Origin of the sequence: Xanthomonas cassavae CFBP 4642, assembly GCF_000454545.1 — a bacterium.
Lineage (GTDB): Bacteria > Pseudomonadota > Gammaproteobacteria > Xanthomonadales > Xanthomonadaceae > Xanthomonas > Xanthomonas cassavae.
In genome coordinates, this window is sequence record NZ_CM002139.1 from 974,452 (window position 1) to 1,001,125 (window position 26,674).

General features: G+C 64.9%; 17 protein-coding genes and 3 pseudogenes. 11 read left to right on the plus strand and 9 right to left on the minus strand.

What is annotated here, in order from left to right:
- Positions 1 to 121: 121 nt before the first annotated feature.
- The 5 genes and pseudogenes from XCSCFBP4642_RS29360 to XCSCFBP4642_RS24075 form a co-directional block, all read right to left on the minus strand.
- Complete coding sequence (locus XCSCFBP4642_RS29360; protein ID WP_029218693.1) at positions 122 to 2,815, minus strand: beta-mannosidase; 2,694 nt, start codon at positions 2,813 to 2,815, stop codon at positions 122 to 124.
- Positions 2,816 to 2,836: 21 nt separating this feature from the next.
- Entirely contained in the window at positions 2,837 to 5,251 is a 2,415-nt protein-coding gene (locus tag XCSCFBP4642_RS0104275) for a family 20 glycosylhydrolase (RefSeq protein WP_033897982.1), read from the minus strand.
- A gap of 447 nt (positions 5,252 to 5,698) precedes the next feature.
- Positions 5,699 to 6,768 (minus strand): annotated as a pseudogene (locus XCSCFBP4642_RS24070) (glycosyl hydrolase family 18 protein).
- Positions 6,769 to 6,771: 3 nt separating this feature from the next.
- Positions 6,772 to 8,451 (minus strand): alpha-L-fucosidase, encoded by a 1,680-nt coding sequence (locus XCSCFBP4642_RS0104285; RefSeq protein WP_029218695.1) that lies wholly within the window; start codon positions 8,449 to 8,451, stop codon positions 6,772 to 6,774.
- 208 nt (positions 8,452 to 8,659) lie between these two features.
- Positions 8,660 to 11,354 (minus strand): annotated as a pseudogene (locus XCSCFBP4642_RS24075) (TonB-dependent receptor).
- Between the two features lie 715 nt (positions 11,355 to 12,069).
- On the opposite strand from XCSCFBP4642_RS24075, the gene XCSCFBP4642_RS0104295 reads away from it, so the two are divergent.
- A complete protein-coding gene (locus XCSCFBP4642_RS0104295) occupies positions 12,070 to 13,068 on the plus strand; it encodes a glucokinase family protein (protein ID WP_029218696.1) in 999 nt (332 codons plus the stop codon).
- A gap of 322 nt (positions 13,069 to 13,390) precedes the next feature.
- Here the strand turns inward: XCSCFBP4642_RS0104295 and XCSCFBP4642_RS0104300 are convergent, their stop codons facing one another.
- Both XCSCFBP4642_RS0104300 and bioA read right to left on the minus strand, forming a co-directional pair.
- Positions 13,391 to 14,125, minus strand: coding sequence for a 16S rRNA (uracil(1498)-N(3))-methyltransferase (locus XCSCFBP4642_RS0104300; protein ID WP_029218697.1), 735 nt, complete (start codon positions 14,123 to 14,125; stop codon positions 13,391 to 13,393).
- Entirely contained in the window at positions 14,116 to 15,534 is a 1,419-nt protein-coding gene (bioA, locus tag XCSCFBP4642_RS0104305; protein WP_029218698.1) for an adenosylmethionine--8-amino-7-oxononanoate transaminase, read from the minus strand. Before bioA ends, XCSCFBP4642_RS0104300 begins: the two co-directional genes overlap by 10 nt.
- 41 nt (positions 15,535 to 15,575) lie before the next feature.
- Between bioA and nudE the strand changes: the two genes are divergently transcribed.
- The 8 genes and pseudogenes from nudE to gcvH all read left to right on the plus strand — a co-directional run bounded on the left by nudE (position 15,576) and on the right by gcvH (position 21,621).
- Positions 15,576 to 16,124 (plus strand): ADP compounds hydrolase NudE, encoded by a 549-nt coding sequence (nudE, locus tag XCSCFBP4642_RS0104310; RefSeq protein WP_029218699.1) that lies wholly within the window; start codon positions 15,576 to 15,578, stop codon positions 16,122 to 16,124.
- Positions 16,121 to 16,921 (plus strand): 3'(2'),5'-bisphosphate nucleotidase CysQ, encoded by an 801-nt coding sequence (gene cysQ / locus XCSCFBP4642_RS0104315; protein ID WP_029218700.1) that lies wholly within the window; start codon positions 16,121 to 16,123, stop codon positions 16,919 to 16,921. Before nudE ends, cysQ begins: the two co-directional genes overlap by 4 nt.
- A gap of 178 nt (positions 16,922 to 17,099) precedes the next feature.
- Positions 17,100 to 17,909, plus strand: a pseudogene (gene mazG, locus XCSCFBP4642_RS0104320) (nucleoside triphosphate pyrophosphohydrolase); the annotation flags it as partial.
- 44 nt (positions 17,910 to 17,953) lie between these two features.
- A complete protein-coding gene (locus tag XCSCFBP4642_RS0104325; protein ID WP_029218702.1) occupies positions 17,954 to 18,289 on the plus strand; it encodes a YnfA family protein in 336 nt (111 codons plus the stop codon).
- Between the two features lie 127 nt (positions 18,290 to 18,416).
- A complete protein-coding gene (locus XCSCFBP4642_RS0104330; RefSeq protein WP_029218703.1) occupies positions 18,417 to 19,382 on the plus strand; it encodes an SPFH domain-containing protein in 966 nt (321 codons plus the stop codon).
- Positions 19,383 to 19,385: 3 nt separating this feature from the next.
- A complete protein-coding gene (locus tag XCSCFBP4642_RS0104335) occupies positions 19,386 to 19,820 on the plus strand; it encodes an NfeD family protein (protein WP_029218704.1) in 435 nt (144 codons plus the stop codon).
- 155 nt (positions 19,821 to 19,975) lie between these two features.
- A complete protein-coding gene (gene gcvT / locus XCSCFBP4642_RS0104340) occupies positions 19,976 to 21,085 on the plus strand; it encodes a glycine cleavage system aminomethyltransferase GcvT (protein ID WP_029218705.1) in 1,110 nt (369 codons plus the stop codon).
- A 140-nt stretch (positions 21,086 to 21,225) separates the two neighbouring features.
- The gene (gene gcvH, locus XCSCFBP4642_RS0104345) at positions 21,226 to 21,621 is read left to right on the plus strand and encodes a glycine cleavage system protein GcvH (protein WP_029218706.1); all 396 of its coding nucleotides are present in this window, start codon (positions 21,226 to 21,228) and stop codon (positions 21,619 to 21,621) included.
- 428 nt (positions 21,622 to 22,049) lie between these two features.
- Here gcvH and XCSCFBP4642_RS28240 read toward each other — a convergent pair whose 3' ends face one another.
- Complete coding sequence (locus XCSCFBP4642_RS28240; protein ID WP_152527218.1) at positions 22,050 to 22,388, minus strand: hypothetical protein; 339 nt, start codon at positions 22,386 to 22,388, stop codon at positions 22,050 to 22,052.
- A gap of 223 nt (positions 22,389 to 22,611) precedes the next feature.
- Here XCSCFBP4642_RS28240 and XCSCFBP4642_RS26460 point away from each other — a divergent pair, with 223 nt between their 5' ends.
- On the plus strand, positions 22,612 to 23,067 hold the full coding sequence (locus tag XCSCFBP4642_RS26460) for a hypothetical protein (protein ID WP_029218708.1): 456 nt from the start codon (positions 22,612 to 22,614) through the stop codon (positions 23,065 to 23,067).
- Between the two features lie 382 nt (positions 23,068 to 23,449).
- On the opposite strand, the gene XCSCFBP4642_RS0104360 is transcribed toward XCSCFBP4642_RS26460, so the two are convergent.
- Entirely contained in the window at positions 23,450 to 24,829 is a 1,380-nt protein-coding gene (locus XCSCFBP4642_RS0104360) for a serine hydrolase domain-containing protein (protein WP_033897988.1), read from the minus strand.
- A gap of 338 nt (positions 24,830 to 25,167) precedes the next feature.
- Between XCSCFBP4642_RS0104360 and XCSCFBP4642_RS0104370 the strand changes: the two genes are divergently transcribed.
- On the plus strand, positions 25,168 to 26,538 hold the full coding sequence (locus tag XCSCFBP4642_RS0104370) for an NTP/NDP exchange transporter (RefSeq protein ID WP_029218710.1): 1,371 nt from the start codon (positions 25,168 to 25,170) through the stop codon (positions 26,536 to 26,538).
- Positions 26,539 to 26,674: the final 136 nt, after the last annotated feature.

The following is a 26,674-nucleotide window of genomic DNA, read 5'->3' on the forward strand; positions in this document are numbered from 1 at the left end:
GGTGTGTGCGATGCGTTGCATGAGGCAGGCATCGCGCCACATGCAACGCATCGCGGATTGCAGATCGCGCAACGCGCTCACACGCGTGCTGCGTGATCGTCTGACACCTGTCCCTGGCGGTTTACTTTGTTTCGGCAGGTTCCGGCGGTGCGCCCGCCAGCGTGGCGGCCAGGTCGCGCACCTGCAGCGTGGATTGCAGCTGCGCCAGTGCCGCCTTGCTGCTCACGCGCACGGACAACGGCTCGCCCGGCAGCAGATCGAAGGCGTTGTCGGAGAGCGTGGCATCCACATCGCCGAACGACAGCCACACCTCGCGCGCCAGCGTGTTGCTGGTCAGGGTTAGTGCATAGCCATCGCCATCTGCGCGCCACTGGCTGTCGATCTTTGCGGTCGGCAATGCGAGCTGCTTGGCGGGTGCGAAGAACACCACTTCACGCGACAGCCGCGTGTCGCCATCGAACAGCTCGAACACTGCATAGGTGCGCTTGGGATCGGCGCTGCCCAGCAACTTTTTGTCGCTGAAGTCGCCCACCTGCAGGCTGCTCAGCGGCTTGACCGTGGCCTTCTGCTCGCGCTTGCTCAGCACCTTGCCGTCCATGCCCATCACCCGCATGCGCCAGCGTGCATTCAAGGCAGTGGTGCGATCGGAGACCAGCGAGACCTCGGTCTGGCCCTTGTCGTTGCGCAGCGCGGCGATCATTTCCGGTGCATAGAAGCGGCGCGCGTGGTACTGCAGCGCCTTCCAGCGGCCGTAGTAATCCACGCTGGACCACGACGCGCCCGGCCACACATCGTTGAGCTGCCAGTACAGCGAGCCCATCGACTGCGGACGCGAGGCGCGCAGGTGCGAGGCGGCCAGGTTGATGCCTTCGGCCTGCATCAACTGGCTCAGGTAGACGAAGCTTTCGAAATCCTTGGGCTCGCCGAATTCGCGCCGGATGTACAGCATCAGCCGCTTGTTGCCATTGCCCTTGTCGAACTTCTGATGCGCGCGCATCACCGGCGATTCCGGATCCAGGTCGGCCGCATCGGCAAATACGCGTACGGTGCGCATGTCAGGGAACGACTGCAGGCCGTATTCGGACATGAAGCGCGGGGTGACGTTGAGGTATTCGGTGACCGGCAGTGCGGGGCCGCCCCAGACTTTCCAGTAATGCATGTCGCCATCATTGGCCTGGTCGGCGGCGCCATCGAAATTGGTGCCCGGCGAGGTGGCCCAGTACGGCACGTCGCTGTCGTAGGTGGCGACCACTTCGCGGAACACGGTGCCGAACAGCGTGGTCATGCCGCGTTCGACGCGGCTGCGTTCTTCCGGGTCCAGCGATTGCTTGAACTTGACCCGGTCGCCCCAGTTTTCCCAGCCGGTCTGCACTTCGTTATTGCCGCACCACAGCACCACGCTGGGGTGATCGCGCAGCCGCTTGACCTGTTCGATCGCCTCCTGCCGGGTGTTCTCGCGGAATTCCACGTCGTACGGCGGCACTGCGCCACCGAACATGAAGTCCTGCCAGATCATGATGCCCAGTTCGTCGGCCACCTCGTAGAAGTGGTCGTCCTGGTAGTGTCCACCGCCCCACATGCGCAGCATGTTCATGTTGGCATCGCGTGCGTCCTGCAAGGTGCTGCGCATGCGCTGGGCGGTGACGCGCGAGGGGAAGGCATCCAGCGGAATCAGGTTGGCGCCCTTGGCGAAGATCGGGATGCCGTTGATCACGATCTCCATGCTCTTGCCCCAGGTGTCCTTTTCGCGGCGCAGCTCCACCGAACGCAGGCCGGTGACGCGCTTGACCTGCTGGCTGTCGCCATCGGCATCGCGCACGCTGGCCACGAAGGTGTAGCGGTCCTGCGCGCCATAACCGGCCGGGAACCAGCGCTTGGGCTTGGCGATGCGCACGGCCAGATCGATGCGATTCTGGCTCGGGTCGACCACCGCATCCTGGGTGAACTGGCCCACCTTCTGTCCATCCGGGCCCAGCACATCCAGCGTCACCTGCACCGGCCCGCTGCGGCCGGCCTGCAGTTCCAGCTGCGCCTGCAACTGCGCAGCGTCCGCGTCGACGCGTTGCTGGGCGATATGCAGCCCATCCACGCGCAGCGCATCCCAGGCTTCCACGCGCACATCCTTCCAGATGCCGGCGTTGACCATGCGCGGGCCCCAGTCCCAGCCATAGCTATACGGCGCCTTGCGCACGTAGGTGGAGCTGTGGCGGCCATCGGGCTCATCGCCGAATGCCGAATCGTAGGCGCCCGGCAGCGCATACGGCTGCTTGGCCAGCCACGGCTGGATCTTCTTGATCGGCGAAAGGAACTTGATTTCCAGCACGTTGTCGCCGCGCTTGAGCAGCGGCTTGGCGTCCACCCGCCATCGCCGGAACATGTTGTCGGCACTGAGCAGCGTCTTGCCATTGAGGGTGACCTCGGCCAGCGTGTCCAGGCCATCGAACACCAGCTCCACGTGCTCGCGCTTGAGCATGGCCGCATCCACGTTGAGGCGGGTCTGGTACTGCCAGTCGCTCAGGCCTGCCCACTGGATCTTGCCTTCGTTGTCGCGCAGGAACGGGTCGGGCACCACCTTGGCGGCGATCAGGTCGGTCTGCACCACGCCCGGCACCTGCGCCGGCATCCAGCTGGCGGCCTTGGAATAGGTCTTGGCCTGTTCCTGCCCCGGCACCAGGCGCACCTGCCAGCCGCTGTCCAGATTCACTGCCGTCGGCGGTGCCGCCCAGGCCTGCGAAAGTGCAAAGGTCAGGGCAAGCCCGAGACGTGCGGGTGTAAGCAGGGACAGTGCGGGGGCAGTGCGGTGCGACAGGGGCATGGGTGAGTCTCCTTGGATGGGTCAGCGCGTGGCGGCGGGGGGCGCCTGCGCGGTGGTTTCAATCAGTTGGACGGCACCGATGGCATACAACGGGCCGCGAATCGGCGCGGTGAAGCGCAGGCAGAGATCGTGGATGCCGGTGCGTGCGGGCAGCGGGGTTTCCAGGGTGAATTGTTCGCCCAGGGCGTCGCTCCTGGGCAGCTGCACGCTGGCGATCAGTTCCCCGTCGCAGCCCTGGCGGACTTCCAGTTCGCCGCCGCGGGTCTTGGCCGGGTACTGCACCACCTTGGACTGCTCGTGCGCCAGACCGAAGTTGTTGGGCAGGCGCGCGGCGTCGATGCGGATCGCATCGACGCCATCCAGTCGTGCCTGCGGATACAGCCGGCAGGCATGGAACAGATCGACGTTGTAGACCGGCGTACCGGCGCCGGTCATTTCCGGCAACAACGGCAGGCGCAGGCCAAGCGCGCCCTGTGCCACGCAATCGCGCAGGCCTTGCGTGTCCACCCGCAACAGCGAGGCGCGATCGAAGATGCGGCTGCGCGTGGCGGCAAGCGGCACGCCGTCGGCGGTGAATGCGGTGGCCTTGACCGTGGTCGGCAATCGAATCGTAAACGGCGCCTCGTAGCGCGGCGATGCCGGCGTGGGATCGCTGCCGTCCACGGTGTAGTGCAGCGTGCCTGCTCCAGTCTGTGTGCTCAGCGCCACCATGGCCGGGCTGCCGGCGAGTACCGGGTTGGGGCCGTTTTCCAGGGCGATATCGGCGGCGAAGGCGCCGTCGCTGTAATCGATGCCCAGTGCCTTGTAGCGCTGCAGCTGCGCTGGCATGCGTGCCAAAAAGCTATTCCAGTTGCGTGCCGCCGGCGTTGACCAGGTCACGTCCGCCACCGCAGACAACCGCGGGAACAGCGCGTGGTCCACATGCCAGCGCGAGGGGATGTATTCGGACCACAACGCGCCCTGCGCGCCCAGCACGTGTCTGGCCTGTTCGGCGCTGAGCCCGGCTGGCAGCGGGTCGAAGGCGTAGACCTTGGACAGCGGCAACACGGTCAGACGACCGTTCGGTTCGTCGTTGCGGCTGGTCTGCAGGTTGTCCAGATACAGCCAGTCCCCTGGCGCAAGCACCACGTCGTGACCTTGCTTCGCCGCAGTCACCGCACCTTCGACGCCACGCCAGGACATCACCGACGCACTGGGCGGCACGCCGCCTTCCAGAATCTCGTCCCAGCCGATCATGCGCCGGCCGTGCTTGGTGAGGTAGGTCGCCAGCTGTTCGTTGAACCAGCCTTGCATGGCATGGGCATCCTTGACGCCCAGCTTGCGCATCTGCGCGCGCACCGCAGGCGAGGCTTCCCATTGATCCTTGACTGCCTCATCGCCACCGATGTGGATATACGGCGACGGAAACAATGTCAGCACTTCATCCAGCACGTTGGTGATGAAGCTCAGGCTGCGCTCGCTGGTGTTGAACAGGTACGGGTTGACGCCCCAGTCCACGCCCACTTGCGTGCGCTGGCCCGGCACGCCCACCTCTTCCGGATACGCGGCAACGGCTGCCTGCGCATGTCCGGGCATGTCCAACTCGGGCAGCACGGTGATGTGCAGGCGCGCCGCGTAGGCGACGATCTCGCTGATCTGCTGCTGGGTATAGAAGCCGCCGTAGCGCTCCGGCGTGCCATGCCGGCCTGCGCCCGGCGGCGTGCGCCAGGCACCGACCTCGGTGAGTTTGGGGTAACGCTTGATCTCGATGCGCCAGCCCTGGTCATCGGTGAGATGCCAGTGCAGTACGTTGAGCTTGTGCACGGCCATCGCATCGAGCACATGCTTGACGGTGTCCACGTCGTGGAAGTGTCGGGCCACGTCCAGATGCTGACCACGCCAGCCAAAGCGCGGCCAGTCGACAATACTGACGCCGGGCACGGCCACGGGGCCCTTGCGCGCATCCGGGGTCATCAACTGCCAGGCGCTGATCGCCCCATAGAACAGCCCGGCACCATCGCGGGCCGCGATGCGGATGCCTTTGGCGGTGACGTCCAGGCTGTAGCCTTCCTTCTGCGTCACCGGTGCCTGCGCGTTACGTTCCAGGCGGATGCTGGCCGGCGAAGGCGTGGCCTCGGCGCGCACTTCCAACGTCAGCCCGCGGGTGCGCTTGAGCAGGCCGGCCAGATATTCGGCACTGCGCCGCGCATCGGCGTCGCCGGCCTCGATCGAAATCACGGTGCCGGTGTCGATGGTGAAACGACCGGCCGCAGGCGTCGCCTTGACCGGTGCTGGAATCAGGGGGGATGGTGCATCGGCCGATGGTGCGGCCGCCGTGGTGCCTGCACGTGCCACCGCCGGTGCGGTGCCGGCTTGGCGTTCACCGCAGCCGGCCAGCATCAGCGCGACCAGCGACAACGCAAGCAGACGCGACGGCAGCGCGCCCGCTGACAGCATGCCCAATGACCGCGTGCGCGACGCAGACGCGCTTGATAAGGGTGTGCCCGATGGCGACGTGTCCAGCCACAGCACTCTCGACAATGGTGTGTGTGGAGTCCGGCTGGTGTTGACCATCATGCAATCACATCCCGATATGGCGGAAAGCGGGGCGCTGCGACAAGACACCGACGCAGCGGGGTAGGGCAGCCGCATCGTGCAGTGCCGCAAGCCAGCGATGTCTGGCCGCTGCGACGATGCGACTCACACATGTGGCAACAATGGCTGCAGCCCCGTTGCAGTGTACGAGTGGCAACCGATGATTTCGAGCGCATGCCGCATTCCTTGCCGCATCGGGTGCACATGGCGGTCTGCTCATGCATCGCGCAACGCACAGTGACAAAGCCGCCACGTTCCACACAGGGACTGGCGCACGCTTCAACGCGCTGCGCCAGTCGGGAGGGTGGGTCAGCGCTGCGCGACCGGCAATTCGTCCCACACCTTCGGATCTTCCGCACCCAGCACCCAGCAGCTGAAGCCTTCCAGGCCGTACTGCTTGGCCATGTCGTAGCGTGCCTTGAAGCTGCGCGCGTCCGGGCGGAACACCCACTCGCGCATATCGTCGCGGTAGAAGTAGAACCACGCTTCCTGCTCGACCGGATCCCACTGCACGGTAGCGTTCTGTTCGATCGCCAGCGGGAAGGATTCGTCGGCATCGATATATGTCGCGGAAATATTCGACGCCTCGGTACCGTCTTCCTTCACCGGGTTGCCGGTGTACCAGCGGTAGCCGTAGGTGGCGATGCCCAACGACAGCTTTTCCTTCGGTACCTGGGTGATCGCGTAATCCAGGTGCTTCTTCATCCACACCATGCCGTCCACCGGGCCCGGTGTGGTCCAGCGGGTGTGCTGGTCGTAGGTCATGATGCTGATCAGGTCTGCGGCCTGGCCCAGCGCCTTCAGGTCGTACGCGCCGCGCCAGTATTCCCACATCCACTTGGAAAACTGGCCGCCTTCGGCATGGCCTGGTGCATTGGGCACCACCGCCACCGACATCTTGAAGCCGGCCTTGTGCAGCGCATCGGCGGTCTGCTTGACCATCAAGGTGTAGGCATCGCGGTCGGTCCAGGCGATGTTCTCGAAGTCGAACTGGAAGCCGTAGTACTTGTGCTGCTTGCCGTGGATCAGCAGCGATTCGATCATGCGCTTCTTGGCCGCTTCATCGTGCATCAGCTTGTGGAAGCCGTCGCGCCCGGTGGTCATCGACAGGATCGGCATCACCCGCAGCTTCTTCTGCTTGGCGATGTCGTACAGGTACAGATTGGGCGTGCCGTTGACCAGGCCGTTCTGGTCCACGCCGTACCAGGTGGGCACCACCACATCGATCTTGTCGACTCGTTGGCAATGAACGAGTTTGTCGATTTCTGCGTGTTCATCAGATAGAACAACGCTGTGGGGTTTTTGGCCAGGGCCGGGGCGCAGGTCAGTGCCAGCGCAAGCAACATCCAGGTCAATCGCTTACTCATGAAAGACAACATCCGTCAGGGAGTGGGGGAAGAAAGGTCGATGCGGAACACATACGCGCTCTCGCCGACCGGCTTTACGGGAAGGCGCAGATGCAGGCCATCGGCGCGTTGTTCGAAGGGGATCTTCTTGCCGTTGGCCAGCAAGGTCACGCCGCGCACGCCATCGGCGGCGTTGAGCGATCGGATCACCGCTTCGCCATCGCTCGGCCAGCCGAGCGCGATCGCATACAGCGCGCCGTCGCGGGTGGTAAAGCGGAAATCTTCTGCCGTGTACGGTTTGGTCTTGACGTCCTGGAAGGTGCCGCCCACCACCTCGGTGGGGCCTTCGCCATATACGCGCCACGGCGTGCTGTCGTAGATCGCGCTGCCATTGGTCTTGAGCCAACGTCCGATCGCCAGCAGGATGCCGCGCTCGGTCTCCGGGATCGAGCCATCGGCGCGCGGGCCGATGTTGAGCATCAGGTTGCCGTTCTTGGCCACCACGTCGGCCAGCATATGGATGATGAAGGTAGGGGACTTGTAGGTGTCGTTCTCGATGTAACCCCATGAGGCATTGCTCACCGAGGTATCGGTCTGCCAGTGGGTGGGGTGGATGCCGGTGAGCTGGCCGCGCTCGATATCCAGCGTGCCGGCGCCTTCCGGAAACGCGCCGAGTTTGTAGTTCACCACCACGCCGCGGTCGGCTTCGGTACGCGCCGCGCCCTGGTTGTAGTAATACGCCAGCATCGTCGGCAGGCTGCGGCGGAAGGTGGGGTGGGCAATCCACCAATCGAAATAGATCAGGTCCGGTTGATAGGTGTCGATCAACTCGGTAGTGCGCGCCAGCCAATCGTCCAGCCAGGCCTGCGACACCGGCGTCCAGTCGTTGGCCACGTCGGCGTCGTCCTTGCCCGGCAGGCGCACCTGCGCCGGGCCGTACAGCGCCGCATAGCGCGGGTCGTTGACGTCGGAGTCGAAGGTGCGCCCACCATCGAAGAACCAATTGTGCTCGGCGCGGTGCGAGGACAGGCCGAAGTGCAACCCCTGCGCGCGGATCGACTTGGACAACTCGCCCAGCAGATCGCGTTTGGGGCCCATCTTGACCGCAGTCCAGTCCGACAACCGGGAGTCGTACAGCGCAAAGCCGTCATGGTGCTCGGCCACCGGCACCACATAGCGCGCGCCGGATTGCCGGAACAGCTTGGCCCAGCCATTCGGATCGAACTTGGGCGCGGTGAACTTGGGAATCAGATCCTTGTAGCCGGAGCGCGCCTGCGGGCCATAGGTCGCCACGTGATGGGCGAATTCCTTGGAGCCCTCCAGGTACATGTTGCGCGAATACCACTCGCTGCCGAACGCCGGCACCGAGAACACGCCCCAATGGATGAAGATGCCGAACTTGGCATTGTCGTACCACGCCGGCGATTGATAGGCCTTGAGTGCAGCCCAGTCGGGGCGGAACGGACCCTTGCGTGCGCCGGCTTCGGCTTCGCGCACCAGGCGCTCGCGTTCGGGTGCGTACTTGGCGGTGGCGCTGAGCCACTGCTGGTCGATCTGTTCCGGGCTGAGTGTGGTGGCGGTAGGCGCGGTGGGCGACTGCGCGCTGAGCGTGGCAGCAGGCAACGCGAGCAGCAGACCGAGCGCGAGCATTCGCGTTCTGGGTGCAGCTCCGGCGTGGCGGCGGGATGGAGCCGCGGGGCGGCTATCGGTCGTCATGGGAACTGCACTCCTTCAAGCGAGACGTGTCGGTTGCAGCGCAGCCGGCACGTGGATGGCAAAAGCGGGCCTGGCCATGCTCCCTCAACCGCGAAGGGGCGTGGCCAGTACCACTCCTTGGTACAACATCGAGCGGTGCACTGCATGCAACACACCGCTCAAAAAAAAGCGCGCCACCGTGGAGGGTCGGTGGCGCGCCGGTGCTACATCAGAACTTGAAGTTCAACTGGGCCTGATAACCGCGGCCGTTCTTGTAGAACGCCGTTGGCGTATCGCGCGTGTTGCTGAAGAGACGGTAGGTCGAATCCAGCAGGTTGGTCGCGCCAAAAGTGATGCCCATGTAATCGGTGATCTGATACGAGGCGGTCAGGTCCAGCTGCTTGTAGCTGTCTGCAAAATCTTCCGACGACAACCGGCCGATCTGGGTGAAGTACTTCGAGCGGTAGCTGTAGTTCACACGCACCGTCCAGTCGCCGTGCTCCCAGTACGGGATCACGTTGTAGGTATCGCGCGACAGGTACGGCAGGTTCAGACCGGAACTGGAATCGGATTCGGCAAACGTGTAGTTGGCCTGCAAGCCAAAGCCCAGGCCGAAGGTCTGCTGGTAGTTGACCGCCACACCCTTGACCTTGGCGTCGGAGACGTTGATCGGCGATGTCACCAGATACAAGCCAGCAACGCCGCTAACCGGATCTGTGAGCTGACGGATGCTCGTGGTGTTGACGATGTAGGAGCTGATGTCGCGATAGAACACTTCACCGGACAGCATGCTGGATGGTGCGAAATACCACTCGGCCGCCAGATCGTAGTTGGTGGATTCGTAAGGCTTCAGATCCGGATTGCCACCACCGGCGGTCAGGTTGCCATTGTTGCTATTGATGGTGAAGGTACCTGCGAGGTCGCCATACCGCGGACGCGCAATGACCTTGGCTGCTGAGAAGCGCAGCACGGCGTCGTCGGTGATGTCGTAGGCGATGTTGAAGCTCGGCAGCGCCTTGCGGTAGTCGTTGGTCTCGGCCACGCGGTCGAAGTTGGTGCCACCATCGGCACTCTGCCAGTACAGCGATTTGTCGGTGGTATCGACCAAGCGTACGCCTACATTACCGCGCCACTTGCCAGTTTCGTAATTCAATTGAGTGTAGAAATTCTGCGTGATCTCCTTCACATCAAAGGACGAGCCGAAGTCGGTGCGGAACGGTCCTTGCGGCTGCGATAGCAGATAGCTGCGCACGGCGCCCAGATTTGCAGTGGACCAGGTTGTCAGGTCGCCACTGGCTCCCAGCCCGTCGTACAGGCTACTCGGCGTGCTACCAGGACTGAACTGAGTCAGCGAAACAGGATCCGTGGTGTTGATGCGATTGCTGCGTGCTGCCACACCATTGTTGTGGTTGATGTACTTGTAGCCAAACTGCAGCTTGGTGAACGGACCCCATTCCAGGTCGCGTGCCGCGTCCCACTGGAAATACTTCTCTTCGTCAGTGCTCTGTTGATAAAGGATGCCGCCGGCCTGTATGGCGGCTTGATCCTGTGAGCCTGCTGCAAGTCCGGCCGGAGAGCCCGGCAGCGTCCAGTTTGCGACACCGCCATTGTCATAGTTCACGGCCGTGCTGTTGCCGTTGTAGGCAAAGTTATAGCCGCCATCCTGCAACAAGAACTTCATCAGGTATTCGGGGTTCTTGCCGCCGGTGGCCTTGGTGTCGCCGACCTGAGTGGTGAACACCCACTTCTCGCCCGACCAGTCGTGACGCAGGTTCAGGCTCTTGGTGGTGACGGTGCTCTCGCGGTAATTTGCGTCCAGCTGCGCGTACGGCTGCGCCAACCCGCCGTCAGAAACCGTAGCGGAGGTGATCACGCCGTTTTGCACATTAGCCTGCGTTTACCAGCCTCAGGTTATTGATGCTGTCTCCAGAACCGTCAGCGGCCGGCGATCCACACGCAGGACACATGTAACGTGACTGGCTGAAGTTGTTGTACTTGCCCTTGATGTACAGGCCGGTCAGGTTGAATTCGTTCTGCTCGTTCGGCTTCCACTGCAACGCGCCCTGCACGCCGCTGCGTTCGCGGGTCTGCTGGAAGAATGCGCTGTTGATGCCGGCCGGTACACGGGCGGTGGCGACATCGCTGCCGTCGCCGGTGATGGTGGCGCTGGCGGGAATGTTGGCGCCGGTGGTGTAGCCGAAGTATTCGATACCGGCGCGTGCCAGGTCCTGCTTGTCGTGCGTGGCGGAGATCAACGCGCCGAAGGTTTCGTCGTCGTTCTTCCAGCTCCACAGCGCCGAGCCGCGCGGATTGCCTTCTTCCGAACGGTCGTTGTAGTTGTAGCCGACCGAACCGCGGATGGTGTTCTTGGGCAGGTCCAGCGGCTTGCGGGTGTGCACGATCACGGTGCCGCCGATCGAGCCTTCATCGATGCGCGCTTCCGGGGTCTTGTAGACCTCCATCAGGCCGATGATTTCCGGCGACAGCAGGGTGTAGTTGAAGGTACGGCCGCTGGTATCGGTCGGGTTGCCGCCCCAGTCGCCCGAGGCGATGGTCTGGCCATTGAGCAGCACACGGTTCAAGGCCGGGTCGGTACCGTTGATGCTGACCTTTTCGCCTTCGCCGAACTGGCGGTCGACGCTGATGCCCGGCAGGTGCGACAGCGACTCTGCGGCATTGATGTCCGGGAACTTGCCGATGTCTTCGGCGCTGATCGCATCGACGATGGAATTGGCCGAGCGCTTGACAGCCTGGCTCTTCTCCAGCGACGCGCGGTAGCCGGTGACGGTGATGGTGTCCAGTTCGGTTGTTGCCGAGGAAGCGGCTGCAGGTGCTGGCTGTTCCTGTCCGGCAGCCATCGCAGAGCCGGAGCAGTACAGAGCGGCGGTGATACAGAGTGCTAACGTCGTGGTGCGGCTATGCATGGCTAAACCTCATTGGTTAGTGCTGTGAGCGCGTCGCCTTCAGGAGGCGTCACGCGCTCGGCGTGGCCGGCAAAACAACACGCCCTGACCGATCGCGGTGATCGAGCGCCGCTTCCGCGGAGGCGGCAGGTCGCGTCGATTCGCGTGGTAGAGGAGGTGTCCCCCGTGCGGTGAAGCGGTGGAGCGAATGCGACATCAGCGAGTCGAACGTCCGATGACGTACCACTCACGAATCTGGAACCGGCAGGCGAGAGGAAGAGCCGTTCTTCAGTACCGAACAGTCCATGGCCCCTCCTGCCAGAACCCCGATTTGGATCGAGTCTCGCGTAGCGCTGACAGCGTTGTCAACACATCGTCACAGATCTCTGAAGCGGCTGCGGTTGCGCTGCAATGCAGCATTTTCGCGACATGATCGCTGTAGGTCGGTGCGCACGCGAACAACCGGCGTTCGAGTATCTTGCCTGCCATTGGTGCTTTCGATGATCGGATACCATTGGCGATGGCTTCAGTTCGGTTTTGTGCAGACATCGGCGTGTTCGATGCGGGTTTTCGTAGATGATGGGTTGTGCGGTGCAATGCATCGATCGTGGTGACCACGGTTGCGTTACAAACCGATTGCTGACAACGTTGTCTACCCGCTACCGTCCGTCGGACACGGGGAGGCGATCCGGCCCGCTGCTACTGATCAGGAGAATGCGTGAGCGCAAGCAGTCCAATGGAAGCGGTGACTTTTCCGCGCCCCGACACCTTCGTTGCCGCCGACGTGGGAGGGACGCATGTGCGCCTGGCGTTGGTGTGCCCAGGCAACGATGCGCGTACGCCGGTCACGGTGCTCGACTATCGCAAGTACCGCTGCGCCGATTATCCGGGCCTGGCCGAGATCATGTCCGCCTTCTTTTCCGAGTTGGGATGTGCGCCGGTGCGCCGCGGCGTGATTGCCAGCGCCGGGTATGCGCTGGAGGACGGCAGTGTGATCACCGCGAACCTTCCGTGGGTGTTGGCACCGGAGCAGATCCGTCGCCAGCTCGGCATGCAGGCGCTGCATCTGGTCAACGATTTCGAAGCGGTGGCCTATGCGGCCAACTACATGGCCGGCAATCAGGTCATGCAGCTCTCCGGCCCGGCGCAGGGGGCGCCCGGTCCGGCGCTGGTGCTGGGGCCGGGCACGGGGCTGGGCGCGGCGGTTTGGATTCCCAATGGCGCCCAGCCGGTGGTACTGCCGACCGAAGCCGGCCACGCCGCGCTAGCCGCAGCCAGCGACCTGGAGGTGGCATTGCTGCGGGAACTGCGCCGCACGCGCATGCATGTGGGCACCGAGACGCTGTTGTCCGGACCGGGCCTGTTGAACCTCTACACGGCACTGGCCACGCTGCGCGGCAAGCCGGCCGTGCATGCCGGCCCGGCCGATGTCACGGCCGCCGCACTGGCGGGCCACGACGTGCTCGCACGCGACGCGCTACAGGCGTTCTGCGGCTTCATGGGCAGTGTGGTCGGCGACATGATGCTGCTGTACGGTATCCGCAGCGGCGTGTATCTGGCCGGCGGGTTCCTGCCGCAGATCGCCGACTTCATTGCCGCCAGTGATTTCGTCGCCCGCCTGCTCGACAAGGGCACGCTGCGCCCCGCACTGGAGCAGGTGCCGGTGCGTATCGTCGAGCACGGCCAGCTCGGCGTGATCGGCGCCGCCAGTTGGTTTCTGCAGCACGGGCGCTGACGCACGACACACTGCAAGAGCATGCCTGGGCGCGACGGACGGTACCGATAGTGCCTCTCGCGTTTAGGTGCGCTCCTGCACTTCGGTTGGCGGCCGTGCGTTTTTGCAGTCATTCCATGCGTGATGTATCGGGTCTATCGGCACTCGTATCGCAGCATCCCGTAGGAGCGTCCCTGGGCGCGACGGGCGTTGCCGGTAAGACTGCTCGCGCCCAGGGACGCTCCTACGTGGGTTGCTCGCCTCGCCTGTCGTCCGGTCGCGCAAGGCACGACGCTACCCGCACTGCGCGTCAGCGAACGCGATGTCCTGCAAGTCCTCGAACCTACAGGTCGCCGAACCGCGCCTGCAACGCGGCGATGGCGGCCAGGCCGGCGGTCTCGGTGCGCAGGATGCGTGGACCCAGCTGCAGGCCGGTGAAACCGGCATCGGCCAGCGTGGCGCGGTCGCGTGGCGACCAGCCGCCTTCAGGCCCGATCGCCACGATCAGCCCCTGTTCTACATCCGCACTCAGCGTGGACAGGCGATGCTCGCCCTGCGGGTCCAGGGTCAGCCGCAGCGCCTGCGTATCGCAGGCCTGCGCTGCCTCTTGCAAGCCAAGCGGCGCAGCGACGGTCGGTACGCGCGCGCGGCCGGATTGCTCGCACGCGGACACCACTACGCTGCGCCAGTGCGCCACGCGTTTTTCCATGCGTGCGGCATCCAGCTTGACCTCGGTGCGCTCGGCGTTGACCGGCACGATGGTCGCAACGCCCAGCTCGGTCGCCTTCTGCAGGATCAGGTCCATCTTCTCGCCGCGTGCGATACCCTGCAGCAGGGTGATCCGCAACGGCGATTCATTGTGCAGTGGCTCGACACGCTCGACCCGCGCACGCGCCTCGCGCTTGCCGGCCATGCTGATGCGGGCGTGGTAATCGCTGCCGTCGCCATTGAATAGAATGCAGGCATCGCCCTCGCGCAGCCGCAGCACACGTAACAGGTGATTGGCGGACTCTTCGGGCAGGGCGACGTCTTGGTCGCACTGCAGCGGCAGTGCCACATGCGAGCGGGTCAGGCGCATGCAACGGCCTCCGCGATGGCGTGGCGGGTGGTGGCCGCCAGCGACGCGAGTTGCGTCTCATCCACACAATACGGCGGCATCCAGTACAGCACATCGCCCAATGGGCGCAGCACCACGCCGCGTTCCAGCGCTGCGCGATACGCCTTCAGCCCGACCCGCGCTGCCGCAGGGAAGGGCGTGCGCTTGTCGCCGCCCCGGGTCAGCTCGAACGCCACGATCATGCCGGCCTGGCGCACGTCGGCCACCGCCGGATGTTCGCCAATCTGCGCAGCAAGCGTGGTCATGTGGGCAGCGGTGCGTTGATTACGCGCAATCACGTCGTCGTCTGCGAAGATCTGCAGGGTCGCCAATGCAGCCGCGCAAGCAAGTGGATTACCGGTATAGCTGTGCGAATGCAGGAATGCGCGCTCGCGCGAATCGTCCAGGAATGCGTCGTACACCGCCTGCGTGGCCAGCACCGCCGCCAACGGCAGGAAGCCGCCGGTCAGGCCCTTGGACAGGCACAACAGATCGGGCATCACCCCGGCCTGCTCGCAGGCGAACAAGGTGCCGGTGCGGCCGAAGCCGGAGGCGATCTCGTCCGCAATCAGGAACGCGCCCTGCGCGTCGCACAGTTCGCGTGCGCGACGCAGATAGGCCGGGTGATACATGCGCATGCCGCCGGCGCACTGCACACGTGGCTCCAGGATCAGCGCGCAGATCTGCCCGGGCGAGCGTTCGAACACTGCCTGCAACGCATCGGCGGCCTGCAGCGCGTACTCCTCTGCGCTCTGGCCGGGCTCGGCCAGGTAGGCATCGGGCGAGGGCGCAAAGATCGATTCCAGCAGCAGCGGTGCGTAGACGCGCCGGTACAAGGGAATGTCGCCTACCGACAGCGCGCCGATGGTCTCGCCGTGATAACCGTTCTCCAGCGCGATGAAACGCGTGCGGCCGTGCTCGCCGCGGTTATGGAAGTAATGGAAGGCCATCTTCAAGGCCACTTCCACGCCGGCCGAACCATTGTCGGCATAGAACACCTTGGATAGCGGTGCGCGCCCGGGCTGGCGCGGTGCAATCGCCAACAGGCGCTCGGCCAGCTGCACTGCCGGCGCATGCGTGAAGCCGGCCAGCATCACCTGTTCCAGCGTGCCGGCCTGCTGCGCGATGGCTGCGCCGATACGCGGTTCGGCATGGCCGAACAGGTTGGTCCACCAGCTACTGACCGCGTCCAGATAACGGTGGCCATCGTGGCCGATCAGCCAGGCGCCCTCGCCGCGGGCGATCGGCACCAGCGGAAGCGTGTGCGGGTGCTCGCGCATCTGCGTGCATGGGTGCCACAGCACTGCAAGATCGCGTTGTCGCCAATGATCGGCGGCTTCGGAGGCCGCCGGGTCTGCTAGGATTTCGGGCTCATGAACATGTCGATGCATCCGCCTATTCTATCGGCCCGCTCCGCGGCTGCGTGCTGCGCATGAGCCCGCGCCTGCCGATCATCCACAAGACCACCGATCTGGGCGACGGGCCGTTCCGGCGCCAGCAGCTGGATCTGGAATTTTCCAACGGCCAGCGCCGCATCTACGAACGCCAGCTCAGCCAGGGCCATGGCGCGGTGGTGGTGGTGCCGATGCTGGACGAGCACACCGTGCTGCTGGTGCGCGAGTACGCCGCCGGCGTGCACCGCTACGAGCTGGGCCTGGTCAAGGGCCGCATCGATGCCGGCGAGACACCCGAGCAGGCCGCCGACCGCGAGTTGAAGGAAGAAGCCGGGTACGGCGCGCGCCAGGTGCAGGTGCTGCGTGCGATGACGCTCGCTCCTACTTATATGAGTCACCAATCGTGGCTGGTGCTGGCGCGCGACCTCTACCCCGAACGCCTGCCCGGCGACGAGCCGGAAGAGATGGACGTGATCCCCTGGCCGCTGGCACGCCTGGACGAATTGATGCTGCGCGACGATTTTTCCGAAGGCCGCTCGCTGGCGGCACTGTTCATTGCGCGCGAGTGGCTGGAGCGCACCCCATGATCCGCATCCCGATGGAGTTGCGCGAAACCGTGATCGCCATCGCTCGCGAGGCCGGCGATGCCATCATGCAGGTGTACGCACAGGACTTTGCGGTCCAGATCAAGGACGATGCCAGCCCGCTGACCCAGGCCGATCTGGCCGCCAACCGCGTCATCGTCGAAGGGCTGCGCCGGATCACCCCGGACGTGCCGGTGCTGTCGGAAGAATCCGCGCACGTGGCCTGGGCGGAGCGCCAGTACTGGACCAGTTACTGGCTGGTCGATCCGCTCGATGGCACTCGCGAATTCGTCAAGCGCAATGGCGAGTTCAGCGTCAACATCGCGCTCATCCATATGGGCGCGCCGGTGCTGGGCGTGGTACAGGCGCCGGTGGATGGCCGGGTCTGGTACGCCGCGCGCGGCGAGAACGCCTACCGCCGCGATGGCGATCGCGACGAGATGCTGCATACGCGCACGCCGGCTGCGTCACCGCTACGGGTGGCGGCGAGCCGTTCGCACCGCGATGCGCGCACCGCCGCCGCGCTGGAGCGCATGGGCGAGATCGACGTGGTGGCGCAAGGCTCGTCCTTGAAGTTCTGCCGCATCGCCGAAGGCGATCTGGATGTCTACCCACGCTTCGGCCCAACCTCCGAATGGGACACCGCCGCGGGCCAGTGCGTGCTGCACGCCGCCGGTGGCGTCCTGCTGGCCGGCGCCAGCGGCAAACCGTTCCGCTACAACCGTCGCGATACCTTGCTCAATGGCGATTTCATCGCGCTGGGCGACCCCAACCTGCCGTGGCGCGATTGGCTGGCATGAGCGCGGCCATCGGTTGTGCGTGTGGCGCGCGGCTGGCAGGCAGGGCCGTCATCGGCTGACCGCGACACTTTGGCGGCTTCCCCGCGCGGCATCGGGTGCGGCGATCGCCGATGCAGCGCACCGCGACGGTGGATCGCGGACCGCGCCTTCTTCCCGCATCCCGTTTCAGGAATCCAGCATGTCCCAGACTCCCTCCACCGGCGATCTCCAAGGCCTGCTGCAGTTGATGGCGCGCCTGCGCGACCGCGAGCATGGGTGCCCCTGGGATGTGGAGCAGACCTTCTCCAGCATCGCCCCGTACACCATCGAAGAGGCCTACGAAGTGGCCGATGCGATTGATCGCAACGACCTGCCGGGACTGCGCGACGAACTGGGCGACCTGCTGCTGCAAGTGGTCTTCCACGCGCAAATGGCGGCCGAGCAGGGCGCGTTCGGGTTTGCCGATGTGGTCGCCACACTCAGCGACAAGCTGGTGCGTCGTCACCCGCATGTATTTGCGGCGCAGGCAGCCGATGACGCGCAGGCGGTCAGCGCCAATTGGGAGCAGATCAAGCGCGACGAACGTCGCGCCGCCGGACACCAGGACGACTCGGCGCTTGCCGGCATCGCCCGCGGCCTGCCGGAGTGGCAGCGCTCCACCAAGCTGCAGTCGCGCGCGGCGCGGGTCGGGTTCGACTGGCCGGGCCCGGCGCCGGTGCTGGAAAAACTGCAGGAAGGAATCGAGGAGCTGCGGGTGGAATTCGCGCGTGGCCCGGTAGCCGGCAACCAGGCGCGCCTGGAAGACGAACTCGGCGATGTCCTGTTCGTCTGCGCCAATCTGGCGCGGCATGCCGAGGTCGACGTGGGCGCCGCGCTGCGGCACGCCAATCTGAAATTCGAACGGCGCTTTCGCGCGATGGAAGCCCGCGCGCAGGCGCAGGGCACGGCACTGGACGCACTGTCGTTGAGCGCGCAGGAAGCCTTGTGGCAACAGGTCAAGCGGGACGAAGCGGCCACAGCGAAGATGCCCGATAACGGCCCTGCGGCACGCCGATGAACTCCGTGCTGGGCACGGCGCTGCTGTTCGTCGCCACCGCCGTGGCCGAGCTGGTGGGTTGCTACCTACCTTATCTATGGCTGCGCAAGGGTAGCAGTGCGTGGTTGCTGCTGCCCACCGCACTGAGCCTTGCGCTGTTCGTGTGGCTGTTGAGCCTGCATCCCACCGCCAGCGGACGCACCTACGCGGCCTACGGCGGGGTCTACATCGCCAGTGCGCTGCTGTGGTTGTGGTGGGTGGACCGCATCACGCCCACACGCTGGGATCTGTTCGGTGCCGGCTGCTGCCTGTTGGGCATGGCGGTCATCATGTTCGCGCCACGCAACGCCTGAGCCGGGGAGGCGCTGCTCGCGCACGCCGGCCGGCGCCGCGCAGCGTTGTCCGTTGCCGCCAGTGTGGTGTGTGCAGCGGGTGCATACTCCGCGCAGGACCGACTCGTCACATGCAAAGGGGCTGCACATGTTTCCAACTTCGTTTCTGGCCATCGCCGTGCTGGTCGCCGGCGTCATCGTGTTGTTCAAGACCGTGCGCATGGTGCCGCAGGGATTCCAATGGACGGTGGAGCGCTTCGGCCGCTACACCCATACCATGAGTCCCGGGCTGCACTTCCTGGTGCCGGTGGTCTACGGCGTAGGCCGCAAGATCAACATGATGGAACAAGTGCTGGACGTGCCCAGCCAGGACGTCATCACCAAGGACAATGCGGTGGTACGCGTGGACGGGGTGGTGTTCTTCCAGGTGCTGGACGCCGCCAAGGCCGCCTATGAAGTCTCCAACCTGGAGATCGCCAGCATCGCCTTGGTGCAGACCAATATCCGTACCGTGATCGGCTCGATGGACCTGGATGAATCGCTGAGCCAGCGCGAGACCATCAATGCGCAGTTGCTGAGCGTGGTCGACCAGGCCACCAATCCGTGGGGCATCAAGGTCACCCGCATCGAGATCCGCGACATCCAGCGGCCGCGCGACCTGATCGATTCGATGGCGCGGCAGATGAAGGCCGAGCGCGAAAAGCGTGCGCAGATCCTGGAGGCCGAAGGGTCCCGGCAATCGGAGATCCTGCGCGCCGACGGCGAGAAGCAGGCCGCCGTGCTCGAAGCCGAGGGTCGCAAGGAAGCCGCGTTCCGCGATGCCGAAGCGCGCGAACGACTGGCCGAGGCCGAGGCGCGCGCTACCCAGGTGGTGTCGGATGCGATCGCCAACGGCAGCGTGCAGGCGATCAATTACTTCGTCGCACAGAAATATGTGGAGGCGTTCAAGGCCCTGGCCACCGCACCCAACCAGAAGTTCGTGCTGATGCCGATGGAATCCAGCGGCGTCATCGGCTCGATCGCCGGCATCGCCGACCTGGCGAAGGAGGCGCTGGCCAAGCCCGATGCCGCCGGCGTACGCGTGCCGCCGATGCCGCCGCGCGCGGGAGTCTGAGTCATGCGCTGGGATGTGGTGATATGGGCGGTGCTGGCGCTGCTGTTGATCGCCGCCGAGACCTTGGTGCCGGGTGCATTCCTGTTGTGGATGGGGATTGCCGCGGCGGCGGTATGCGTGCTGGTGCTCGCAGTGCCGGGCATGTCGCTGCTGGTGCAGATCGTGGCGTTCGTGCTGCTCAGCTTCGTGTCGGTGCAGGTCTATCGCAGCTGGATCCGCGGCAAGGGGCGGCAGAGCGACCGTCCGCTGCTCAACCGGCGCGCCGAGCAATTGATCGGCCGCCGCGTGCTGCTCGATCAGCCCATCCACGCTGGCCGCGGGCGTGCCAAGGTCGACGATGCGTTCTGGGTGGTCAGCGGTCCGGAGCTGCCGGCCGGGGCACCGGTACGTATCGTCGGTGTGGATGGCATGACTTTGCTGGTGGAAGCGGCCGGCTGATTGGTGTACAGCGGTCCCGTGCTGCACTGCATGCTGCAGTGCGGGGTGGCAGGGTCAGGCGTGCGCGCCTTGGAGTCCGGCTGTGCGTCTGCACGGCTTCCCCGCAAGTGCGGCCGGGCGGCGATAATGGGCGTCTTTCCCTTGGACCGGCGCTCATGACCCAGAAGACCATCCTCAACGACACCCATCGTGCGCTTGGCGCCAAGATGGTCGACTTCGGCGGCTGGGACATGCCGATCCACTACGGCTCACAGATCGACGAACACCACCAGGTGCGTCGCGACGCCGGCGTGTTCGACGTCAGCCACATGACCGTGGTCGACCTGCACGGGGCGCGCGTGCGCGAGTTCCTGCGTTACCTGCTGGCCAACTCGGTGGACAAGCTCAAGGTCGCCGGCAAGGCGCTGTACACCTGCATGCTCAACCCGCAGGGCGGGGTGATCGACGACCTCATCGTCTATTTCATGACCGAAGACTTCTTCCGTCTGGTGGTCAATGCCGCCACCCGCGAAAAGGACCTGCAGTGGATCGGCGCGCAGGCCGCACGCTTCGACGTCCGCGTGGAAGAGCGCGGCGACTTCGCCATGGTGGCGGTACAGGGCCCCAACGCGCGTGCCAAGGTCATCGCGTTGCTGGACCCGGCCGACACCGCGGCTGCCAGCAAGCTCGGCCGTTTCGCCGCGCTGCAGACGCGCTCGCGCGATGGTATCGACCTGTTTCTTGCGCGCACCGGCTATACCGGCGAAGACGGTTTCGAAATCGTGCTCCCGCAGGACGCAGCGGTTGCATTCTGGAATGCGCTGCTCGCGCAGGGCGTCAAGCCGGCCGGCCTGGGCGCGCGCGACACGCTGCGATTGGAAGCAGGCATGAATCTTTACGGCCAGGACATGGACGATGCGGTCAGTCCGTTTGAGGCTGCCCTGGCCTGGACGATCGCACTGGATGAAGGCCGTGACTTCATCGGCCGCGACGTGCTCGAATCGCAAAAGGCGCAGGGCGCCCCACGCCTGATGATCGGCGTGGTGATGGACGAGAAAGGCGTGCTGCGGCACGGCCAGACCGTTATCACCGCAGCCGGCCAGGGCGAGATCCTGTCAGGGACCTTCTCGCCCACGCTGGGCAAGGCGATCGCTTTCGCACGCGTGCCGGCTGGCAGCATCGACGACCTGCGTGTGGACATTCGCGGCCGCCAGGTGCCCCTGCGCGCGGTGAAGTTTCCGTTCGTGCGCGAAGGCCAGGCACAGCCCGGCGTGCTCGGCGAATGAGCCGGGCGATGTCGGCTGCAGACCAGTGGGCATCATGTCACCGCATGCAATCCAGCCAGACCGACGCGCGTGCACCTGTCTCATCGCGCGGTCTAAACTAGCCACCTGTCCCCAACCCCAAGTTTCCCCGGAGCACACCCATGAGCGAGATTCCTGGCGACCTCAAGTTCCTCAAATCCCACGAGTGGGCCCGCGTCGAAAGCAACGGCCGCGTGACCGTCGGGATCTCCGACCATGCACAGGGCTTGCTGGGCGACCTGGTCTACGTCGAGCTGCCGGGCGTCGGCGACACCGTGCAGGTCGGCAACGGCGCGGCGGTGGTCGAGTCGGTCAAGGCCGCCTCCGACGTGTATAGCCCGGTCAGCGGCACCGTGGTCGAGGTCAACAGCGCGCTGAGCGACAAGCCGGAAACCATCAACGAAGACGCCTACGGCGAGGGCTGGATCTTCGTCGTCGAGATCGACGACAAGGACCAGCTCAACGACCTGCTGTCGCCGGACGACTACGCCGAGCTGCTCGAAGACGACGACCACTGAGTCCACCTCGTCTGCCGCAACGCCGATGGCCGCTCCCCGAGCGGCCATTTTTTTGTGCGGCAGCGCTGCGCGATGCGCGCGCCGTCGCGTGATCGAGTGGGCAATCGGACCCGCGCGCTCGGATCGACGCCATTGCTGCCGCCGGTTCTGCCGCGCGACGAGCTTCGCGCTTGCGTACATCGTCGAAAGTATTCCGCGGCAGCAGCCGGATGCCGCGTCGGATTTCTGGCGTGAGTCAGTCGTGAGGGTCTGGCGTGCGCTCGGTGAAACATTTTGTCGGCGACAACGCGCGTCGACGATCCTATCCAGCTCACGCGCGTTGCCGTCGACGCCGCGCAAGAGCGCGTGCATGGCGATCGAACGACGCTATAAGTTTGCGCATTTCTGCTTGTGCGACGCCGGAAGTGGAGTTGGCGGATAAAAAATTTTCAGCTGGCGGACAGGCGGCGGGCGATGCCGCAACGCATGCCACGCTGTGCCGGCAATGCGGCTGCTCCAGCTGCACGGTTTTTCATCGTTTGCAGAAAACAGCGGAAAAGAAGTGCTTTTTTGAAAACGCTGTCGTACTGGTGCGCGCCACGGACATGCCGCGCCTGCCGCGCGCGGCGCACTTGCCCGGCGTCGATGCCGCACATTGCGATGGCCGGCTGAAAAAAAATTGCAAAAGAGTGTTGACAGTAAAAAAAAGCGTGATTAGGTTTCGCCCAGCAGACATTGCTGCGAAACAGAGTGAGCAGAATCGACACCAAGCCGACCAGCTTGTTCAAGACGTCCACCGAAGCACGATCGATGGTGGAGTCGGGTCCGCTTCCCTCCAAGAAAACAGCAGTCGTCCCGATCACGCACCCGTGTCGCCGTTCGATGCGGGTGTTTCTGTATCCGTTCCGTCGCGCATCACCTGCGGGCGGTTCCCGACGACGGCATGCCGGCGCGGGGTTTGGTTCAACTGGGCGTTTCACCTCCATAGTTCACTGACGAGGAGCCAATTACATGGCCACTAAAAAAGCTGCGAAAAAGAAACCCACTGCCAAGAAGGCAGTGAAGAAGACCGCTGCCAAGAAGGCGACCAAGAAGGTCGCGAAGAAGGCAACCGCCAAGAAGGCAGTGAAGAAGACTGCTGCCAAGAAGGCCGTCAAGAAGACTGCCAAGAAGGCAACCGCCAAGAAGGCAGTGAAGAAGACTGCGAAGAAGGCAACCAAGAAGACTGCCGCCAAGAAGGCCGTGAAGAAGACCGCCAAGAAGGCGACCAAGAAGACTGCCGCCAAGAAGGCCGTCAAGAAGACTGCCAAGAAGGCAGTAGCGAAGAAGGCAACCAAGAAGGCGGCTACCAAGAAGTCCGCTGCCAAGAAGCCTGCCGCGAAGAAGGTCGCCAAGAAGAAGCCGGCCGTTCGCAAGAAGAAGGCCGCTCCGGTCGCGCTGCCTGCAACTCCGGCGCCGCTGATCTGATCTGCAACACCCGATCGCCGTAAACATCGAGCTCTCTCCCCGACGCCCAGCGGGGAGGGAGCTTTTTTATTGGGCGTCCCTGTTCAATTTACAGCGTATCGGGCGCATGTCGCGGGGGAGGTCGAAGCGTGTCGTCTTCCTTCCCCCGCTTGCGGGGGAAGGTGCCCGAAGGGCGGATGGGGGCGTGGTGACCGCGCTCCGCCGAGCCGTTGCAACGACTGCGCGGCTGTACTGTGCGATGCCGCGCCGCGCGTTTCTCGCATCGTCCTGTGCTGCAACGTGGGGGCGGCCCGCGATTGGTACGTAGGCGGTGCGCCGGGCAGAAACGACACAGGCGGCCGAAGCCGCCTGTGTGTGAGTCAGTGCCGGTGCACTGGTCGGCTCAGCGTGGCGAGGCCACCGACTTGCCGGACGAAACACCCTTGCCGGCCGGATCGGGTTTGTCGGCCAGCATGTTCTCGCTGCCGAAGTCGCCGTCCACATCGATATCCAGCCAGCGCTTGGCCGGCAATCCGAGTGCGCGGTCCAGGATGGTCGGCATCATGCCGGAGGGCAGGCCGCTTTCGCCATTCCACATGATCGCGATGCCCAGGTCGCGCTCGGGCAACAGGGCGACCAGGCCGCGATAACCCTGCACGGCACCTGCGTGGAAGACCACCTGGTGACCGGCGTAGTCGAACACGCGCCAGCCCAGCGCGTAGCTGGCGGCATCCACGCGCTCGTGGCGCCAGCCCGAGCGCATTTCGCCCGGGGTGGAGATCAGCGGTGCGTGCAAGGTGGCCAACAGCGGGGCGGGCAACACATCGGTGCGATGGCCGGTATGCGCGAGCAGCCACTGCGCCATGTCGCTGGCACTGGCATTGACGCCAGCGGCCGGTGCCAGGCGGTAGTAGGTGGGCTTGGGCGTCAACGCCACCCAGCCGTTGCGGCTGCGCACATGCGGACGTGCCCAGCGCGGGCTGGCCTGGATGCCGGCCAGGCCCATGCTGGCATCGTTCATGCCCAGCGGTTTGAAAATGCGGCGCTCCACCGATTGCTCGTAGAAGCTGCCCGAGGCGGCAAACACCACATCGCCAACCAGACTGAAAGCGACGTTCTGGTAGGCGTAGCAATCGCCGGGCGCACAGCGTAGCGGCGCGGCCGCCAGCTTGTGGCTGAGCGAGTAGTAATCGGCATTGGACTCGATGTCGCGGTCGTAGGCATTGCGGGTCAGGCCGACGCGATGGCTGAGCACTTCGGCGACGGTGAGCTGGCGGGTAGCCGCGGTGTCGCTGAGCTGGAAGCCCGGCACATAGTCGACCACCTTGCTGTCCCAGCGCAGCACGCCGTCGTTGACCAGCAGGCCGGCCATGGTGCCTGCGAAGGCCTTGGACAGCGAGGCCAGGCGAAACACGGTGTGGGCGTCGACCGGTTGCGGATGATTGACGTCGGTAACGCCATAGCCGCGCGCGCTGAGCACCTTGCCGCCCTGCACGATGGCCATCGCCATGCCGGGCACGCGGTTGCCATAGGTCAGCTGGTCGGCCATCGATTCGAATGCCGCCACGTCGAAGCCGGCGGCGGGCGCCAACACGCTGCTGGCCGGCAACGACGCGCGGTACGCCAGGGGGGCAGTGGGAGACTGCGCGATGGTGGCCGGCTGCAACGCGTTAGCAGTGGGCGCAGGCGTCTGTGCCGTGGAAGAGAGGGCCAGAGGCAATAACGCCCCAAGCAGCCCGATGGGCAACGGACGGAACCGTCGGCGCCTGCGCATTTCTGTCATGGTTGTCCCGCCTGTTCCACTGCCTTCGGCGATTCTAGCGCCGCGCTTCGCAATAGCACAAACTGCCAGAAGATGAATGGGCATCATATTGATCCTATTGACGATTTTGATTCAGAAATCCGGTCGCTGCGCGTGCCTGAAACGCAGTCGATGACCTGTGCTTGGGTCAGTACCCGAAACGCTGCAAGCGGTGTGCCGAGCGGTGGCGCCATGGCATTGGGGTCCTGCTGCCGCTGGTCGTGCTGCGCTGCATCGGCTAACTTGCGCGCTCCTCCGCCGGATGCTGTGGCTGCCATGTTCTTGCTGTCGGGCTCGTTCGTGCGGGGGATGCTGACGCCATGACGCACTCGTCTGCGCCGCGCTCTGCGCTTGGTCGGCTAGGCGCAGCACTGCGCAGTTCGCCGCCGCTGGCGTGGTCGTTCCTGTATTTCTTCTGCCTGCTGAGCGGCTATTACGTCTTGCGCCCGGTGCGTGAAGCGATGAGCGCCTCGGCGGAGGTGGAAGCGATCTTCCCCGCCGGCATGATCGCGTTGTTCGCCGCACACGGCATGCCGCTCAAGGACTTCACCTTGCAGGTGCTGTTTACCTGCACCTTCCTGATCATGGTGCTGGTGCAACCGCTGTACGGTGCGCTGGTCAGCCGTTACCCGCGACGTGTGTTCCTGCCGGCGGTGTATGGCTTCTTTATCGCGACCTTGCTGTTGTTCTATGTGCTGTTCGACAGCGGCGTGCCTGGTCGCGGCATGGCGTTCTTCCTGTGGGTGACGGTGTTCAACCTGTTCGCGGTGGCGGTGTTCTGGAGCTTCATGGCCGATGTCTTCAGCAATGCCGAGGCGCGCAACTACTACGGTTACATCGGTGCGGCGGGCACGCTGGGCGCGTTTCTCGGGCCGATCCTCACCCGCACCCTGGTCGAGCGGATCGGCATCGCGCATCTGATGCTGGTGTCGGCCGGGTTCCTGACGGTGTGCGTGGTGTGCGTGTGGCGGCTGCGGCTGTGGGCGGTGGCGCGCGAGCGGCAATTCCGGCTGGATTCGGGCGAAGTGCCGATGGGCGGCGATGTGTTTGGCGGGCTCAAACTGATCGTGCGCGAGCCGCTGCTGCGCTGGCTGGCGCTGATGACCCTGTTCGGCGTGGGCGTCGGCACCTTGCTCTATAACGAACAGGCTGCGTTGGTACGGCGGCTGTATACGGATGCGGCCGCCAGCACGGCCTATTACGCCAGTATCGATCTGGCGGTCAACGCACTGACGCTGGTACTGCAGGTGTTGGTGACCCGCGCGCTGTTGTCGCGTTTCGGCATCGCGCCGGCGCTGCTGATTCCGGGCGTGGCCATCACCCTGGGCTACGCCGTACTGGCCGCCTCGCCGTTGCCGGTGATGATCGCGGTGGTGCAGGTGATCACGCGTTCCAGCGAGTTCGCGCTTGCCAAGCCGGCGCGCGAGACGCTTTACACGCGGGTCAATCGGCAGTGGCGCTACAAGGCCGGCGCGGCGATCGATACGGTGATCTACCGGGGCGGCGACCTGAGCTTCGTGTGGATCCACAAGCTGGTCTCGGCCTTGGGCTCCAGTGCGGTGTTCGGCGTCGGCCTGCTGGCGGCTGCGGGTATGACGGTCGGCGCATTTGGATTGCTGCGCGAAGCACGCAAGCTGCCTGCAGAGCGCGACGCGGCTGCGGAGCCGACCCCGGCCGGCTCGCAGCGCTGATCGATGGGGTAGCGTACGCCTTGCCGATGGCGCAGGCAGATTGGATCACCAACATCTGCGCCGCCGTCTGGCTGGGGTTGTGCGCGGACGTCACGCTTATGCATCGGATCCATCTGCGTTGCCTGACCACGGCTGT